The sequence below is a fragment of the Phaeodactylibacter luteus genome (assembly GCF_007993045.1).
In the GTDB taxonomy this organism is placed as follows: Bacteria; Bacteroidota; Bacteroidia; order Chitinophagales; family Saprospiraceae; genus Phaeodactylibacter; species Phaeodactylibacter luteus.
Map to the genome: position 1 here is coordinate 67,592 of NZ_VOOR01000015.1, position 15,731 is coordinate 83,322.

At 55.0% G+C, this 15,731-nt stretch carries 13 protein-coding genes; 7 read left to right on the forward strand and 6 right to left on the reverse strand.

The window, feature by feature from the left end; all coding sequences use genetic code 11:
• Nucleotides 1-450 precede the first annotated feature (450 nt).
• Both lysS and FRY97_RS09030 read left to right on the forward strand, forming a co-directional pair.
• Nucleotides 451-2,007 carry a lysine--tRNA ligase gene (gene lysS / locus FRY97_RS09025; RefSeq protein ID WP_147167128.1) on the forward strand — a complete coding sequence of 519 codons (1,557 nt, stop codon included), beginning with the start codon at nucleotides 451-453 and terminating at the stop codon, nucleotides 2,005-2,007.
• 218 nt (nucleotides 2,008-2,225) lie between these two features.
• Entirely contained in the window at nucleotides 2,226-2,885 is a 660-nt protein-coding gene (locus FRY97_RS09030) for a hypothetical protein (RefSeq protein WP_147167129.1), read from the forward strand.
• 114 nt (nucleotides 2,886-2,999) lie between these two features.
• Here FRY97_RS09030 and FRY97_RS09035 read toward each other — a convergent pair whose 3' ends face one another.
• Complete coding sequence (locus tag FRY97_RS09035) at nucleotides 3,000-3,389, reverse strand: hypothetical protein (protein WP_147167130.1); 390 nt, start codon at nucleotides 3,387-3,389, stop codon at nucleotides 3,000-3,002.
• A 147-nt stretch (nucleotides 3,390-3,536) separates the two neighbouring features.
• Here FRY97_RS09035 and FRY97_RS09040 point away from each other — a divergent pair, with 147 nt between their 5' ends.
• The gene (locus tag FRY97_RS09040) at nucleotides 3,537-4,076 is read left to right on the forward strand and encodes a biotin transporter BioY (RefSeq protein ID WP_170254560.1); all 540 of its coding nucleotides are present in this window, start codon (nucleotides 3,537-3,539) and stop codon (nucleotides 4,074-4,076) included.
• Between the two features lie 53 nt (nucleotides 4,077-4,129).
• Nucleotides 4,130-5,422 carry a carboxypeptidase-like regulatory domain-containing protein gene (locus FRY97_RS09045; protein WP_147167132.1) on the forward strand — a complete coding sequence of 431 codons (1,293 nt, stop codon included), beginning with the start codon at nucleotides 4,130-4,132 and terminating at the stop codon, nucleotides 5,420-5,422.
• Between the two features lie 4 nt (nucleotides 5,423-5,426).
• Here the strand turns inward: FRY97_RS09045 and FRY97_RS09050 are convergent, their stop codons facing one another.
• Together FRY97_RS09050 and FRY97_RS09055 are read right to left on the reverse strand one after the other, a co-directional pair.
• Nucleotides 5,427-6,149 (reverse strand): outer membrane beta-barrel protein, encoded by a 723-nt coding sequence (locus FRY97_RS09050; RefSeq protein ID WP_147167133.1) that lies wholly within the window; start codon nucleotides 6,147-6,149, stop codon nucleotides 5,427-5,429.
• Between the two features lie 152 nt (nucleotides 6,150-6,301).
• A complete protein-coding gene (locus FRY97_RS09055; RefSeq protein ID WP_170254561.1) occupies nucleotides 6,302-8,020 on the reverse strand; it encodes a T9SS type A sorting domain-containing protein in 1,719 nt (572 codons plus the stop codon).
• 358 nt (nucleotides 8,021-8,378) lie between these two features.
• On the opposite strand from FRY97_RS09055, the gene FRY97_RS09060 reads away from it, so the two are divergent.
• Both FRY97_RS09060 and FRY97_RS09065 read left to right on the forward strand, forming a co-directional pair.
• On the forward strand, nucleotides 8,379-10,961 hold the full coding sequence (locus tag FRY97_RS09060; RefSeq protein ID WP_147167135.1) for an alpha-amylase family glycosyl hydrolase: 2,583 nt from the start codon (nucleotides 8,379-8,381) through the stop codon (nucleotides 10,959-10,961).
• Between the two features lie 89 nt (nucleotides 10,962-11,050).
• On the forward strand, nucleotides 11,051-12,067 hold the full coding sequence (locus tag FRY97_RS09065) for a WG repeat-containing protein (RefSeq protein WP_147167136.1): 1,017 nt from the start codon (nucleotides 11,051-11,053) through the stop codon (nucleotides 12,065-12,067).
• A gap of 22 nt (nucleotides 12,068-12,089) precedes the next feature.
• Here the strand turns inward: FRY97_RS09065 and FRY97_RS09070 are convergent, their stop codons facing one another.
• From FRY97_RS09070 to FRY97_RS09080, 3 genes are all read right to left on the reverse strand, one after another.
• Nucleotides 12,090-12,758 carry a phosphatidylserine decarboxylase family protein gene (locus tag FRY97_RS09070; protein ID WP_147167137.1) on the reverse strand — a complete coding sequence of 223 codons (669 nt, stop codon included), beginning with the start codon at nucleotides 12,756-12,758 and terminating at the stop codon, nucleotides 12,090-12,092.
• Between the two features lie 367 nt (nucleotides 12,759-13,125).
• Nucleotides 13,126-13,965 (reverse strand): phosphatidate cytidylyltransferase, encoded by an 840-nt coding sequence (locus FRY97_RS09075; protein WP_246141639.1) that lies wholly within the window; start codon nucleotides 13,963-13,965, stop codon nucleotides 13,126-13,128.
• A gap of 6 nt (nucleotides 13,966-13,971) precedes the next feature.
• Nucleotides 13,972-14,895 (reverse strand): CPBP family intramembrane glutamic endopeptidase, encoded by a 924-nt coding sequence (locus FRY97_RS09080; RefSeq protein ID WP_147167138.1) that lies wholly within the window; start codon nucleotides 14,893-14,895, stop codon nucleotides 13,972-13,974.
• An 81-nt stretch (nucleotides 14,896-14,976) separates the two neighbouring features.
• On the opposite strand from FRY97_RS09080, the gene FRY97_RS09085 reads away from it, so the two are divergent.
• A complete protein-coding gene (locus FRY97_RS09085; protein ID WP_147167139.1) occupies nucleotides 14,977-15,696 on the forward strand; it encodes a pyridoxine 5'-phosphate synthase in 720 nt (239 codons plus the stop codon).
• Nucleotides 15,697-15,731: the final 35 nt, after the last annotated feature.

A 15,731-nucleotide genomic window follows, 5' to 3' on the forward strand; every position in this document is an offset into this window, starting at 1 on the left:
AACAAGGTGCAGGGGAGCGTTGGTTCAACGATGTAAGGCGGTGCATGCCATCGGCTGGCACAAAGGGCGCAAACCAGATTGTCGTTATTTTTAGGGGCCTGCCCCTGCCTGAGGGCAGGTGCCGCTATGCTACGGGGCTCGCTGTCCGCTCGGCCCCTCGCCCTACAGGCATCGGGTCTGGCCTTCGGCCACCCCTCCGCAGCGCTAGGCCAATGCCAGGCTAAAGCCTCTGCAAGATAAACGCTTGCGGCATCTTGGCCCACGCCAAGTACAAGCATGGTAACGAAAAGGAAGGGCGAAGGTTCAAAACTGAGTCCCCTTTGAAGGATTGCCGCACAGTAAATGCAGCGTTTCAAGAACTATTCGCTTATTTTTGCGCTTCTTACACCAATCGTATTATCAACTTGACGGCAGGCACGGTGTTGCCTGCGGAAAAACATTCAGCACAACATGCAACTCAGCGAACAGGAAATCCTACGCCGGGAAAACATGCAGCAGCTCCGAGAGCTGGGCATTGACCCCTACCCACCAGAAGCCTTTGAAGTGACCGCTTACGCCAAACAGGTGAAGGAAGGGTTTAAGGACGGTGAAGGGGAAACGCCCAACTTCCAGGAAGTCAGCCTCTCCGGTCGCCTCATGGGCAGCCGGGTGATGGGCAAAGCTTCCTTTGCTGAGCTGCAGGACACCACCGGCCGTATTCAGGTTTACATCGCACGTGATGAGATTTGCCCCGGAGAGGATAAGGACCTTTACAATAAGGTCTTCAAAAAATTACTGGATATCGGTGACTTCATCGGCGTAAAAGGGTTCGCTTTCCGTACCCGAATGGGGGAAATCACCATTCACGTTAAAGAGCTGACTGTGCTGTCCAAATCGCTCAAGCCGCTCCCGGTAGTAAAGCGGGACGAAGAGGGCAACGTTTACGATGCCTTTACCGACCCCGAACAGCGCTATCGGCAGCGTTATGTCGATCTGACGGTCAACCCAGAAGTGCGGGAAGTTTTCCTCAAGCGCAGTAAGCTCATTTCGGCCATGCGCCGCTACTTTGACGGGCAGGGCTGGCTGGAAGTGGAGACGCCCATCCTGCAGCCCATACATGGTGGGGCGGCAGCCAGGCCCTTTGCTACCCACCACAATACGCTCGATATGCCGCTCTACATGCGCATTGCCAACGAGCTCTACCTCAAGCGCCTGATTGTTGGCGGGTTTGATGGGGTCTACGAGATCGGCAAGATGTTCCGCAATGAGGGCATGGACCGCACCCACAACCCGGAGTTTACCTCCATGGAGATCTACATCGCCTACAAAGACTACAATTGGATGATGGCCATGGTGGAAGAGCTGCTGGAGTACATCGCCAAAGCGGTGACCGGGGGCACGCAGGTGGAATATGAAGGTAAGATGATCAATTATGCGGGCCCTTACCGCCGCCTTTCTATGTACGATTCCATCAAGGAGTACACGGGCATTGATATTTCTGAAATGGACGAAGCCGCCCTGCGGCAGACCTGCAAGAGCCTCCACATTGAGGTAGACAGCAGCATGGGCAAAGGAAAGCTCATTGATGAGATCTTCGGCGAAAAAGTGGAGGAGCACCTGATTCAGCCTACCTTTATCACGGACTATCCCATCGAGATGACTCCGTTGGCCAAGAAACACCGCAGCGTGGAAGGGCTGGTAGAGCGCTTCGAGCTCTTTGTCAATGGCAAAGAAATTGCCAACGCTTATACCGAACTGAACGACCCCATCGATCAGCGCGAGCGTTTCGAAGATCAGCTGAAGCTGGCAGAACGGGGAGATGAAGAGGCTATGGCGCTCGACGAAGACTTCCTCCGCTCCCTAGAGTACGGTATGCCGCCGACGTCCGGGCTGGGCATCGGCATTGACCGCCTCACCATGCTCATGACTGATAAGCACTCTATACAAGAAGTGCTGTTCTTCCCGCAGATGCGCCCTCAGAAAAAGCAGGAGGGAGAACCGGGGGCAGAGCCTGGGGCTGAAGCCTGATTGTTTTTGATAGCCCTTGTAAGGATACAGCGCTGTGCCGGCTGCCGGCACAGCGCTGCCTGTTTTGGCCTGCCTGCCCCTCTGCTCACGCTAAACCGCCAACGGCTCGCACTGCCCGTCAACTGCTCAGAGGGCATTGCCTGCCTTGCTGCTTTTTCGTAACTTCACTCAGAACATAGCAGGCTGTTCCGGCCTGTTGAACAACTAAAATTCACTCCATGAAAAGGATTACCATTGTGTTGGCTGGGCTGAGCCTGGCCCTGGTTTTTAGTTTGAGCAGCTGCGGTGGCAGCAACAGCGATGCTCCGGCCGGGGCAGATACTGCATCGGAAAGTGCATCCGAAGAGGGCGGGGGGCAGTCAGAAGACAACCCCTTCAAAGCTATGGAAAAGGCAGCTGAAGAAATAGAAAAGCAAATGTCTGGCGATGGGGAAAAAGCCGAGGTGGTCGATTTCCGGAAACTTAAAAGCCTGCTGCCTGCTAAAATGGCGGGGCTTAGCCGTACCGACCACGGAGGGGAGAAGGTTGGGATGATGGGCTTCAAAATGTCTACAGCCCAAGCTACCTATGGGGAAGGCGAAAAACAGATAGAAGCAGCCATCATCGACTTTGCGGGGGTAGGCATGGCGATGGCGAGCCTCGCTTCTTGGTCTACTCTAGAGATAGACCGGGAGAGCGACGAGGGCTACGAGCGCACCACCACCATTGGCGGCCATAAGGCATTCGAAAAATACGATGCCGCCCGTCAGGAAGGCCAGGTCAGCATCATCATGAACGATCGCATCTTAGTCACTTTAGAGGGGCAAGGCATCACAGATTCAGAGCTCCGCGAGGCGCTTTCTGCTCTTGATTTGGATGCTATAGGGAATGTGAGATAGGGCAAGCGGAAGCCGGGCTAAGCGCGTGTTGGGATTTTGGCCTTCTAGTCGAAAAAGTGTCCCGCTGTCTAGCGGGACAGACCGATTACTAAAGTCCCAATACGCTCTAAAGGGTTACCCCTGCTGGCCCGGCAACTGCCGCTCAAGCACACGGTGAAATTTGAGCAGGTGTTGTGGGTCCGCCTCGTTGTAGAGGCAAAGGATGAGGGTAGAGCGCTTTCGGCGGTCGGAAGGGAAGAGGATCTTCACAGGGTTGTGCACATAGCCGTTGTCTTCGAACAATAGGATCTGTTTGTTGCGGGTCGGCAGCCGGAAAAGCAGGAGCTCACTCACATCGGCGGGCAGCGGGATATCGCTATAGCCTTCTTCCGCAAGGAACTGCCGCACCATTGCAAAGGTGGCCTCCAAGCGGGAGCCTCCAAATACCGTCCGGTATTCGTACCCATCGCTTTCGCCGCCCAGGTATGCTGTCCCAGCAGGGGGGAAATCTTCTCGCAAAGGCATGATTGAAAGTGGCTCTGATTGAAAAAAGGGCAGGCAGGGTCTGCCAGTAGTATTCCCTAGGTAAAGGTACCGCAAGTGGGGGAGAAAACCATATTGCATTTGTATTTTTTTAACAAATTGTGTTTAAAAAACATGACTTGCCTAACAATGAAACAACGTGCGCTTCCCCTTCTCTTTCGGCTTGTTTTAGGCGCCCTGTTCATTGCTCTGCTCGCCCAGCTCTCCATCCCTTCCCCCCAAGCCCTGGGCGGCATCCCCATCACCGGTCAGAGCCTGGCGGTACTTTTGGTCGGGCTGTTACTGCCCTTCCCGTGGGGCGGGGGAGCGGTACTGCTCTACCTCCTGCTCGGTGGGCTGGGGCTGCCGGTTTTTGCCGAAGGGGGCAGCGGATGGCCGTCCTTTTCGGGGGGTAGCGGAGGGTTTCTTATTGGCTTTTTTATAGCAGCACTAGGCATGGGATTGCTGCGCCGCCGGGGATGGGGGCAGCATTTGGGCTACAGCCTCCTGGCCAATGGGCTGGGCACAGCCGTTATTGTGGGAAGTGGGCTGCTGTGGCTGGCGTACTTGTACGGCTGGGGCAAGGCGCTGGAATACGGCTTCTATCCATTCTGGCTGGGGGCTATCGTGAAGATACTGCTGGGCGGCTTCATCGCCTGGAGTATGCTGCGGAATCGCAATGCCGTTTAGGTCAGACATGAACCACATCGCCGCTCATTTGTCGATAATAAAAGGAATGAGCTATGAAATGGAAACTCCTGACTGTTGCATTGTGCTGCCTCATGTCGCTTTGCCTTTCCGCGCAGACTTTTCCGCTCAAAGGTACTGTACAAGACTCTAAAACAGGCGTAGGCATCCCTTTTGCCAACCTGCTTCTCCTTACGGAAAAGACGGGAACTGCAGCGGATGCGAACGGGCAGTTTGAGCTTTCCGTCCGGGAATGGCCCGCCCAGATCCGTGTTTCTGCTATTGGCTACCTCACCGATACGGTAGTGGTGGAGCAGGCAGACGCGCTTCAGATTGCCCTTCAACCCGTACCCGCTGATTTACCCCTGGTAGAGGTCCTTGCACAGAAAAAACTCCGGCAGCTTAGCCCGGAAGGCCGCCTCCCCTTTGCCTTTGCCATTTGGGATGATTACCTCTTCATCCTCAGCCGGAAAAGCACGGGGGGCAATGCCTGGATTGAAGTGCGCTCACCAGACGGGATCTTGCTTTTTGAGCAGCAGCTCGACCTGCGCCGGGTCACTGATATTGAAGCCAACTGCCGCAACCGCCTCTACCTGCTGGCGAACTACCGCTACATCAACCTGGGCTATACCCGGGCGCAAATCGTACCCATCGAAACCATGAAGTATACCGATTATATCAGCGCTTACCGCGATTGCCGGTGCAGTACCGAAGAGGCGATGTATTATGAGAATGTGGCTTATCAGGGCCTGCTCAAGCGGTACCTGAGGGCCAGCCTGGCCAACGGAGCGCTCGATAACTTCCGGCAGGTCCTCTACGCGGAGCAGCTGGACAACTATATGGCAGACCTCGGCCTGATTTTGGAGGGCCAGTCGATCTCCAACACGGGGGAGGTGTCTAGAGCGGAAAACGATTACATCCGTACCCGTCAGACAGATGCTGACTTCCTGCAGCGGGTATTTTACAAGAATCCTCAGGACAACTTCCTCTTTTTGGCCGGAGGGGAGTTAATCCTGTTTAACCACGATGAACAGCAAATTGAATATTTCGATGCCGAAGGCCGTTCAAAACAGATGATACCAGCCCATTATGTGCAACATGAAAATTGGAATGGCCGGGTCATTCAGGATTTAAAAACGGAAGCATGCTATGCGCTGCTGCGCGACGAGACCGGCTATCTGCTCGCCCAAATTGACCTGAACACAGGGCAAATAGGGGAGCCAGTGCCCCTCAATATCTTGTTTTACGATGACATTGCCATCTACAACAGCACGGCGTTCGTGCTGGGTACGCCTACTGCCCATGCTTTTTCTGACGTTAAACGTTTATATACGAAGCCTCTTTGGTAGCTCATTAATAAAACCGCACCCCAAATTCCAGCCCCAGTTGCACATACCCGAGCTCAAAGGCATTGGGCCCGTTGAGGGCCTCTGATTCACCCGTGAGCTGCTGGAATTGAATGCGGGGGCCTGCGAAGAAGGTCGTTCCGCCCAGGTTCATTTCCACACCTGCACTGCCCAGAATACTCAGCTGCAACCGGTCGAAGTCAACGTTGGAAACGGGCTCGGTGCGGCGGTCTACCCCTCCGTTATCAGGCAGCTCGTGCCGTATTTTCCCAACGGATTGTATATGGACGCGGGCAGCGATGCCACCTGAGAGGTAAAGCCGCGTTTGCTCGCCGGGCGAAAGATAAGTCAGGCGCAGTGGGGCTTCGATGAACCGGTTGATGGTTTGGTAGGTCACCTTGCCAATATTGGGTGCGGGGATGCCGGGGTCGAAGCCGCCCTGCCCGTCATGTTGATTGCCCCAAAGAAAATCGTTGCCGTCCAATTGGAGCCTGTTCCCGATCTCGGTATAGGCCAGCCCGGACTGCAACCGGAAATTTTGCCCCAGCTGATACCCGACCTGCATACCGGCGTGTTTGGAAAATCGGGGGCCGAAATCGTCAATAACCGGATCCTGTTCCCACGACAGATGCGGGAATAGCTCCACACCAAAGGAGAAACGGCTTTGCGCAGTTCCGGAAAAGCTTAAAAACAGGATGCAAACAACAGGAAGGAAGGTTATAGGTCTCATATCTAGGGTGTTTGATTCACTTTTAGAACCCGGCGTGCAAGTCTAACGCTGCGTTCGAATAAATATTTTTTGGGTTTGGACAGGTACAATACCTACCTGCCCGCCTGTACCTTTACGTTTGGGGTGGAATTGAAGCTCTAAAAAGGCGTGCCTCACCGGGCGATGATAAACCGTTTTGCTGCACTTTCCCCTTCGGCAGTCTGAAAAGACACGATATACACACCCGCCGGATACGGACTGATGTTTACGTGGAGCGGGTTGTCGCCTTGTGCGGGCAGCGCAAATTGCTCCATAATTTGCCCTGTGGGATGAATAATCCGGCAGGTGGCAGCGCCAACTGTACCGGAACCACTCCAGTCAATAAAGAGCTCGTCCTGTGCCGGATTAGGAAAAATATTGAGTTCCATTGCTTCAGATGCAATTGGCGTGCTGACTACAAAATCAGCGCAAGTGCCATCATTCCCTGAATTGGCATCGGTCTTGTCGTCGGGGTGTGAGGTCCAGAAGCAAACGGGCTCCAGGTCTCCCGCATTGCCCCCGGTGTGGATCCAGAAATTGCTCAGCGTCACCTGTAAAGTATTGCCGGGGAGAAGGTCCTGCCCTTCGACATCATAGGCAAAGCGTGCGGGACGATTACCAGACCGGATTTTGAACCGGCTGACAGCTTCGTCACCGAAATTTTGTACCTGGACTACAACCGAGTCAAAGTAAGTCCGGCTCAACCCTGGAAAAGCCGGATCGCCCTGCGTGTAAAGCACCGCTCCTAATTGGTACCCAACAACGCCCAGGTCCCGGTCGAGCCCAAAGTCTTCGCCTTCAAAGGTGTAGGAAGTGGAGAAAAAGGCTTCTGTACCTCCCGTTGGCATATCGGAGCCAAATGTTTCCAGTCCGGCAAGCCCCAGGTATTCGGCGCCCACATCCACGCGCCAAAATTCACTATCTTCATTCAGAGGGAAGCTGCCCTGCAATTGAAGGCTGTCATTGAAAATATAGGCTTGCTGGCTTTGCGTAAGCACAGCTACCTTGCCATAGCCGGTGGAGAAATCTAAAATAGAGTCGGCTGTGAAATCAGCGGCCTGCAGGATTTCAAAATCAGGTGAAAGGGCAAAGAGTGAATCGTGCCGGTAGCCGATGATGCCGTTGTATGGATTGGGCTCAATGCGGCTGAAATGCCACTGCGGAAAGTGATCCGTCGGTGCTCCCTGTTCGGAAATCGTGTACAAGCCAGTAGGCCCGGTATAAATCAAGCGCCCATCTGAGGTGATCGTTTGATCCTGCACCTGGAATTCAAAGAAGGATTCCCATAATGGCTGACAGGACTCCATAGAATACTTTCCGCCATGAGCGTTGTCGAAGCTAAAGTGAGCAGACCCCGGGCTAAATAAGGCTACTTCACCGGTCGGGAAAGCATCCCCTGTGGGGCCACTGTTGAAATCATGAGAAAAGTGGTGACCGCAGGCAAGCCCTTCTTGTTCCCAACTGGTATTATATCGTCTAAAAAGACGCTCAATGATTCCAAAGCCCCACTCATCTACCCACCCTTCGATTTGGGGGATGACAATTGTGGAGTCCGGGAGTTCGATAATATCTGAAATATCAAGCGTGGCGCCGCTTTCGTAAATCTCTTGCAAGGCGATAAAAAAGGCCTCAGGCTCTTCTTCACTGCTGACTACCAATTTATGCTCTCTAGACCCGTCAGGTTGAGGGTCCGGCCTAAATTTGAAAGTGAAATTCAGCAAGTGCTCCCCCCGCTGAGACACTACAAAGGTCTTAAGGCTATCCGGGAATAGCTCGTCGAGCGCCCATTCGACTTGAGCATTGGCCGTAATCGTAGCGGACAAAAGCGCAGTGCAAAAGAGAGGCCATTTCATAGCCGTTGGGGTTTTTTCTTCAATATAGTGCAATGACACTGTAAACGCCAACAAAAAATAAAGCAGCGTCGGGCAGCCAACAAAGCAAGGGCACAAACCAAAATGTCGCAGTCGTTTATGCTTTTCGGGCTTATAGCCTGGCATTGGCCTAGCGCTGCGGAGGGGTGGCAAGCCCGCTAGGGCCGAGCGGATAGCGAGCCCCGCAGCATAGCGGCACCTGCCCATTGGGCAGGGGCAGGCCCCCAAAAAAAGCGACAATCTGGTTGGGGCCCAAAGCAATCACGGATGAAGCCGGATAGCTAGCGGTTGTTCCTTACCTTTACGAGTGTTATCCGCATTGTTTTAACCATCTACTAATATGAATACACTCCGCTTTTTGACCTGTCTCGTATCGCTGCTTAGCCTTTCCTTTGCCAGCTCCGCCCAGCCCGTCCCCCTGACCTTCCGGGTAGACATGAGCCAGGAAACCCTGTCGCCCAACGGTGTGCACGTTGCCGGCAACTTTCAGGCCGTAGCTGGCTACGGTGGGGATTGGATGCCTGGCGCTTCTCCGCTGGCAGACCCAGACGGAGACCAGGTGTATGAACTGACCGTAGAGGTGCCCCCCGGCACTTACCTGTACAAATTTGTCAATGGCAGCAGCTGGAATGAAAAGCCGGAGCTGCCTTCCGCAGATTGCGCGCTTGGCGATGGCGGCGGCAACTTCAACCGGCAGGTGACCGTAGGAGAGGCCGGGCTAAGCCTCCCGGCGGTCATCTTTGATTCCTGCAATGCCACGCTGCGCCTCGCCGTCAGTATGGAAATGGAAACGGTCGCTCCGGAGGGCGTCTTCGTGATGGGCGACTTCCAGGAAGCAGCCGGGCTGCCGGCGGACTGGGACCCTACGGCTATCCCCTTACAGGATGAGGATGGGGACGGCGTGTTCGAAACCCGCCTGAGCGTACCCCCCGGTGACTATCAGTATGTTTTCCTCAATGGCAGCACCGTGGAGGCACCGCCTTTGGATTGCACGGTGGAAGGGCCGGATGGGCAGCGGGTTCGTACGGTACAGGCGGAGGTTGGTGGCACCGGGCCTTTGGTGTATTGCTTCAACAGCTGCACCCTCTGTGACCCGGCTTTCTCCCTCGACTTTGAGACACACTGGTGGAACGATGCCGTCTTCTACGAAATCTTCGTCCGCAGTTTTTACGATAGCAACGGCGATGGCATAGGCGATTTTCAGGGCATCATTGAGAAACTGGACTACCTCAACGATGGCGACCCGGAAACCGATACCGACTTGGGCATTACCGGCATTTGGCTGATGCCGATGATGGAATCGCCTTCCTACCACGGCTATGACGTCACGGACTATTACGCCACAGAACCGGACTATGGCACTATGGAGGACTTTGAGGCTTTGCTGGATGCTGCCCATGAGCGTGGCATCCGTGTGATCATCGACTTTGTGATGAACCATACCTCTGATCAGCACCCCTGGTTTCAGCAATCGGCCAACAGCCTGGGCGGCTACCGGGACTGGTACGTGTGGTCGGGCTCCAATCCGGGCTTCATTGGCCCGTGGGGGCAGACCGTCTGGCACCCGCGCAACGGCGATTATTACTATGGCCTGTTCTGGGGCGGCATGCCGGACCTCAACTACAGCCATCCCCCGGTGAAAGAGGAAATTTTTGACATCGCTGAGTTCTGGCTCAACAAAGGCGTGGATGGTTTCCGGCTAGATGCCATCAAGTACCTCGATGAGGATGGGGCAATACTGGAAAATACGCCTGAGACCTTTGAGCTGCTGGAGGATTTCAGAACTTTGTACAAAAATACAAATGCGGATGCTGTAACGGTAGGAGAGGTGTGGTCCAATACCGCCTCCATCCTTCCTTATGTGGGCGAAGGCCGGCTCGACTTATGCTTTGACTTCGATCTGGCCAGCAGCATGATCAACGCTGTGAACAATAGTAATGCCCTGCCTGTACGTCAGCAGCTGGCCCTCATGCAGGCAGGGTACCCTAAGCTGCAGTATGCTACCTTCCTGTCCAACCACGATATCGATCGGGTTTACAATCAGTTGGGCGAGAACCCTGCCAAGATGAAACAGGCAGCATTCATCTACCTCACTTTGCCAGGCACGCCCTTTATTTATTACGGAGAAGAGGTGGGCATGACGGGCACCGGCGCGCACGAGAACATCCGCCGCCCAATGCAATGGTCTCCCGGGCCCAATGCCGGTTTTACCACCGCTCAGCCTTGGATTGGGCTGGGCAACAACTATGCTGCTCAGAATGTGGCTGTGATGCAAACGGATGAAGCTTCGCTTTTTCACACCTACCGGAGCTTAGTGCAGCTGCGCAACGAAGAGGAGGCGCTGCGCCGGGGCTATCTGCTCGATATCGCTGCCTCTGTGCCCGAAGTGCTGAGCTACGCTCGTGTTGCTCCGGAGGAAGCGGTCATCGCGCTGTCCAATCTTAGCAGCGAAGGCAGAGCCCCAATACTGTCGATGCCTGTTTCATCCTTGCCGGCCGGGGCCTACCGCGTGACAGACCTTCTCGCAGGGAGTGATTTGGGAAGCATCGAGCTCAACAGCTTAGGAGGGTTTGAGGGTTGGGCAATACCTGGTGGGGAGCTTGATGCTCGTGAGGGCCGGATCATCAAGCTGTCTTTGGAAGCTACAGCTGGGGTATCGTCTGAAGGAGCCCCTTCGTTCCAGGTGCGCCTCGCTCCCAATCCGGTATCGGGCCTGTTGAGCATCAATATTGAAGGGCGAGGCCCCGCGATGCGCGCGCAGGCAGCGCTGTTCGATGTGTCTGGGCAGTGCCTTCGGCAACTGGCGCTCGAGCGTGCCACCGGGGCCATAGACTTGAGCGGGCTGCCTGCAGGCTTGTACTTTTTACGGGTGCAGCAAGGGCAGCAAGTGCAGGTAGCCAGGGTGGCTAAGGTGCAGGAGTAAAGTTGTTTTTTGGGGAGCCATGCAGGAGAGGGCAGCAGCCTTATCGGCGCAAATCCCTATATTCGCCCAAAATTTCAGAATCCCCAATCATGGACAGCCCGCTCTACATCATCCGCGAACTAGGCCGCTACGGTTTCATGGACCGGCTGGGCGATGTGGCCATTGAGCCGCAATACTTAGAAGTAGAGGACTTTTACAATGGTTTTGCCCGGGTACGTTTCAATGACAAGTGGGTGCCAATGGATGAGATGGGCCGCCTTTTGCTCCGCCATTTGTTTGGCTACGTCGGTTTTTTTGAAGAAAGCCTGGCCCGGGTGCGGCTTGTCAGGCAGTGGGGCTACATCAACCGGCGAGGAGGGGTGGAGATCCCCGTCCGGTTTTCTGGCGCGGGAGATTTTTCCGGCGGGCTAGCCCCAGCTGCGGAGCAGGTTTTATGGGGTTTTATCGACCCTCAGGGGCAATGGGCCATCCGCCCTGGTTTTGACGGTGCCCGGTCGTTTTCAGAAGGGTTTGCTGCTGTGAAAATAGGTGATTATTGGGGGTTTCTGGACAAAACTGGCGCGCTTGCTATTGCTCCACAGTATGAGCAGGCTGGTGATTTCCGGGAGGGCGTTGCTCCCGTATGGTCTGGCGATCAATGGGGGCTGATCAATACAAATGGCGAGATGCTGCTGAGCCCTCAGTTTGAAGGGGCTTTCGGCCAGGGGCAGGGCGAGTTCTTCGAAGGGCTGGCTGCATTTGCCCAAGACGGGAAATATGGTTTTGTTTCTGCTGCTGGCGAGATTGTGGTCGAGCCCCGTTTCGCGTTCGCTGGCGATTTCAGCAGTGGCCGGGCACCGGTCTCCCTGCACGGCAGGTATGGCTACGTAAACACAACAGGAGACCTGGCCATCAAAGCCGGCTTCGAAGATGCAGGGGTATTTGCCGGAGGCTTAGCGCAAGTCAAGAACAAAGGGCATTGGGGCTATATAGGCACTGACGGGCAGTGGCGCATACCGCCCCGTTATCAGGCAGCCCTGCCTTTCCGCTCTGGCTTGGCGCAGGTGGTTTACCGTGGGCGCTGGCAGTACATCAATGAGCAGGGGGAAGTCGTCTGGGAGGAATGATGATGTGGCCTGTTCCGAAGGCCTAGGCTTGCCCCTCTTTCAGTTTAGCAATCACCGTTTGGTTCCCCTTTACCTTTTGGCCTATGCCCACCTCAATCTGAGTGCCGAGGGGCAGGAACACATCTACCCGGGAGCCGAATTTGATAAACCCCATTTCACTCCCTTGTGCCACATGCTGGCCTTCTGTGAGGTAATTGCGGATCCGCTTGGCCATGGCACCTGCTATCTGACGAAGCAGGACTTCCTGCCCCTGTTGTGCTATGACGACCGTTGTGCGTTCGTTTTCTGTCGAAGATTTAGGGTGCCAGGCTACGAGGTACTTGCCTGGATGGTGGCGCACATACCGGACTTCGCCGCCCAAGGGGTTACGGTTGACATGCACGTTTAGAGGTGACATAAAAATGGAGATCTGCAATCTTTTATCTTGGAAGTACTCCGGCTCTTCTACTTCCTCTATGACAACCACCTTGCCATCGGCGGGGGCATAGATGAGGCTATCGTCGGGGTTGCTGATCCGGCGGGGCGGATTGCGGAAAAACTGCAGGATAAGCAGAAAGATGGAGCCGGAGCCCGCGGAAATAAGAGTTGCGGGGAGCCCAGGCCAAAAATGCCAAGCAAGGGAAGTAGCCAGGGCCAGCAGCAGGCCGGCGCCGAGGAGGAGTTTGTACCCCTCTTTATGGATCAAAGCCATGTTTTTTAGTTGAGGTTCAACGGCATTACAGTGCCCTATACAAGGGGCCACCGTTTTTTTCGGGCGTAAAAATACACAAACTCAGGCAGTGGCCAGCCAAAAAAGAGCAGCCATCTGGGCGCAAACCAGATTGTCGTTTTTTTGGGGGGCCTGCCCCTGCCGTGAGGGCAGGTGCCGCTATGCTACGGGGCTCGCTCTTCGCTCGGCCTTATCAGGCCTGCCGCCCCTTCGCAGCGCTAGGCCAATGCCAAGCTATAAAGCCCGAAAAGCCTAAACGACTGCGATATTTTGGTTCACGCCCAGCCATCTTGGCCCCTTTGTCTGCAGCTTGAAGGGGTACCGGCAGCCCTATCGCAAGTGGAGGGCGTCAGCGCACCCACAAAATGTAAGCAGTGGCAAAAGGGAGGAGGAAAATGAAAGCGTCAAAACGGTCGAGCAGCCCGCCATGGCCCGGCAGCAAGGTCCCGGAATCCTTAATCCGCACACTGCGTTTGAGCATAGACTCCACCAGGTCGCCCAAAGACCCAAAAACGACAACGATGACAGCCAGGGCCATCCAATCCTTAAACTGAAGGTCGTTGCTGCTGTAGAAGCAGGCCACTCCTGCGATAAGCGTCAGGGCCATGCCCCCGGCTGAGCCTTCCCATGTTTTTTTAGGCGAGATCCTTGGGAAAAGCGGAGTCTTCCCAATCCGTGACCCCACAAGGTAGGCACCGCTGTCGTTCATCCAGTTCATCAGCAGCAGGCCAAAAATCAGATTGGGGTAGTAAGCGCCTGCATCAAAAGCGACAAAGAGCAGCAGGGCAAAGGGGACGCCAATGTATACCATGCCCAGCATGACAAAGGCCACGTTGACAAAGGGGCGTTCCGATTTGGTGTACAGCTCATAGATGAAAGCAGAAAAGAGGAAGGGGAAGAGCAGCAGGGCAGCGAACGCGATGAAAGATTCCCGGTCTGCCACGAGGTTGAGCTGTATGGTCACGCTGAGCAGAAAAGGCACCATGCCAAGGGCCAGCGCCAGGTTTCGGCGCACCAAGTCTCTGCGGTGGTTGCGGGTGAGCACCAGCCCAAAAAATTCCCAAAGGCACAGCCCGGCCACCAAGGTGAACAGGATGACAAAAGAGATCGGGCTGGCATAAATACAGACCGTGATTACTGCTACAAATAACAATCCGGTAACGGCTCGCTGTACAAGGCCTTTCATCATCAGGGCTTAATTATGACCGGGAGGTTGAGCCCCCGCAGTTGGTTCTTGTTTTCGGTACTGCCCGTAAAGATAATAACTCAGCCCGGCAACGAGCAACCCGGCCAGTGTCGTAGCTGGCCAGTTGACCTCATCTACTGCTGCTTCCGCCAGTGCGTTTTTTTGAATGTACTGGCCGGCTATCTGCATACCATTGATCAGGAAGTGGGCTGCAATTGGCACCCACAGGCTTCGGCTCCACAAAAATAGATAGCCCAGCCCAGCCCCTAAGAGCAGGCGCGGCAAGAAACCAGCAAACTGTAGGTGGAATGCACTGAAGATGGCGGCAGAAAGCCAAATGCCCCAGGCCGGGCTCCGGGCCGCCTTGGCCAGCTGCTGTTGCACCACCCCCCGGAATACAAGCTCCTCCCCCAATGCTGGCAGCACAGCGACTACCAATAGGGTGAGCAGGAATTCCGCAGGGCTTTCCATGACCAACAGCCCCTGTGTGAGCCTTAGCGCAGTGCCCTCCATTTGATCGGCCCAAGAGGGCAGGGGGAGCTGCTGATTGAACCAAAATGCTGCTTGAGAAAGGATGAAAATCCCGAAAATATATAACCCGGCTGCAGCATATATGGCCCGCCTCGAAGCCCGGTGCAGCTGTAAGCTGCTGAGCCATTTCTGCCCCTCTAGCATACGGGCCAGCAGGACAGCAGGCACGGTGAAGGTGAACAGCTGTGAAAAAAAATTGATCCACCTCAGGAGGTTGCGCTCCTCAAGCGGGCTTTGGTCACTGAAGGTGTCGATAACTGCACCGATCTCAAGTCCGTATGACCGGGCAGTAAGCCAGCCAAGGGCACTGCCGATGCCGCTGCACAGCATCATGAGCAGGGCCAGCAGCAACAGGCTGCCGATGGGGGAGAAGTTATAGGCTTCCTTATGGTTGCCGAGCATGTTATATGTTTTTATAGAGCAGACACTTGCGGTTTGTTAACTTTGGGGCAGTACGGCTGTTTATGCCAAAAAAAGAATCGCATGTCTACTCGGTTAAGTGTAAATATCAACAAAGTTGCTCTAATCCGTAATGCCCGGGAAGGAAATTTGCCCAACCTCCAGGAAGTCGCACGGGATTGTGAGCGCTTCGGCGCTGAAGGGGTCACTGTCCATCCACGCCCCGACCAAAGGCACATCCGCTATTCGGATATCCCATTGCTGAAAGCTGTAAACACTACAGAGTTCAATATTGAAGGCAACCCTACGCCTGAGTTCATGAAGCTGATTGAGGACAACCGTCCACATCAGGCGACTTTGGTGCCCGATAGCCCGGATGTGCTGACTTCCGATCAGGGGTGGGATACCGTCAAGCACAAAAGCTTTTTGCAGGACATTACGGCCCAGCTGAATGAATGGGGCGTCAGGGTATCCATTTTTGTAGACCCAGTCCCTGCCTTTGTAGAGGGGGCCAAAGCTGTCGGCGCCCAACGGGTCGAGCTGTACACGGGCGATTATGCGAAAATTTTCGGATCCGGGCAACCAGCCAGAGCTGTTGCACCCCATGCTGAAGCAGCTAGAGTGGCTGCGGAGGTGGGCCTGGGGCTAAATGCCGGGCATGACCTCAACCTGAGCAACCTCCGTTTTTATGCAGAGCAGGTAGAAGGCTTGCTTGAAGTTTCCATCGGGCATGCGCTCATTGCAGATGCGCTTTATTATGGGCTGTCGAATACCATTCAGATGTATAAGCGGGAACTCGCCTAATGTGCTCAGCGCTCGGGCTTCAGCCCAGGCAGCAT

Bases quoted from the DNA above. Each gene is read 5' to 3' on its own strand.
- lysS (WP_147167128.1), top strand. From the start codon at position 451: ATGCAACTCAGCGAACAGGAAATCCTACGCCGGGAAAACATGCAGCAG.
- FRY97_RS09030 (WP_147167129.1), top strand. From the start codon at position 2,226: ATGAAAAGGATTACCATTGTGTTGGCTGGGCTGAGCCTGGCCCTGGTT.
- FRY97_RS09035 (WP_147167130.1), bottom strand. From the start codon at position 3,389: ATGCCTTTGCGAGAAGATTTCCCCCCTGCTGGGACAGCATACCTGGGC.
- FRY97_RS09040 (WP_170254560.1), top strand. From the start codon at position 3,537: ATGAAACAACGTGCGCTTCCCCTTCTCTTTCGGCTTGTTTTAGGCGCC.
- FRY97_RS09045 (WP_147167132.1), top strand. From the start codon at position 4,130: ATGAAATGGAAACTCCTGACTGTTGCATTGTGCTGCCTCATGTCGCTT.
- FRY97_RS09050 (WP_147167133.1), bottom strand. From the start codon at position 6,149: ATGAGACCTATAACCTTCCTTCCTGTTGTTTGCATCCTGTTTTTAAGC.
- FRY97_RS09055 (WP_170254561.1), bottom strand. From the start codon at position 8,020: ATGAAATGGCCTCTCTTTTGCACTGCGCTTTTGTCCGCTACGATTACG.
- FRY97_RS09060 (WP_147167135.1), top strand. From the start codon at position 8,379: ATGAATACACTCCGCTTTTTGACCTGTCTCGTATCGCTGCTTAGCCTT.
- FRY97_RS09065 (WP_147167136.1), top strand. From the start codon at position 11,051: ATGGACAGCCCGCTCTACATCATCCGCGAACTAGGCCGCTACGGTTTC.
- FRY97_RS09070 (WP_147167137.1), bottom strand. From the start codon at position 12,758: ATGGCTTTGATCCATAAAGAGGGGTACAAACTCCTCCTCGGCGCCGGC.
- FRY97_RS09075 (WP_246141639.1), bottom strand. From the start codon at position 13,965: ATGATGAAAGGCCTTGTACAGCGAGCCGTTACCGGATTGTTATTTGTA.
- FRY97_RS09080 (WP_147167138.1), bottom strand. From the start codon at position 14,895: ATGCTCGGCAACCATAAGGAAGCCTATAACTTCTCCCCCATCGGCAGC.
- FRY97_RS09085 (WP_147167139.1), top strand. From the start codon at position 14,977: ATGTCTACTCGGTTAAGTGTAAATATCAACAAAGTTGCTCTAATCCGT.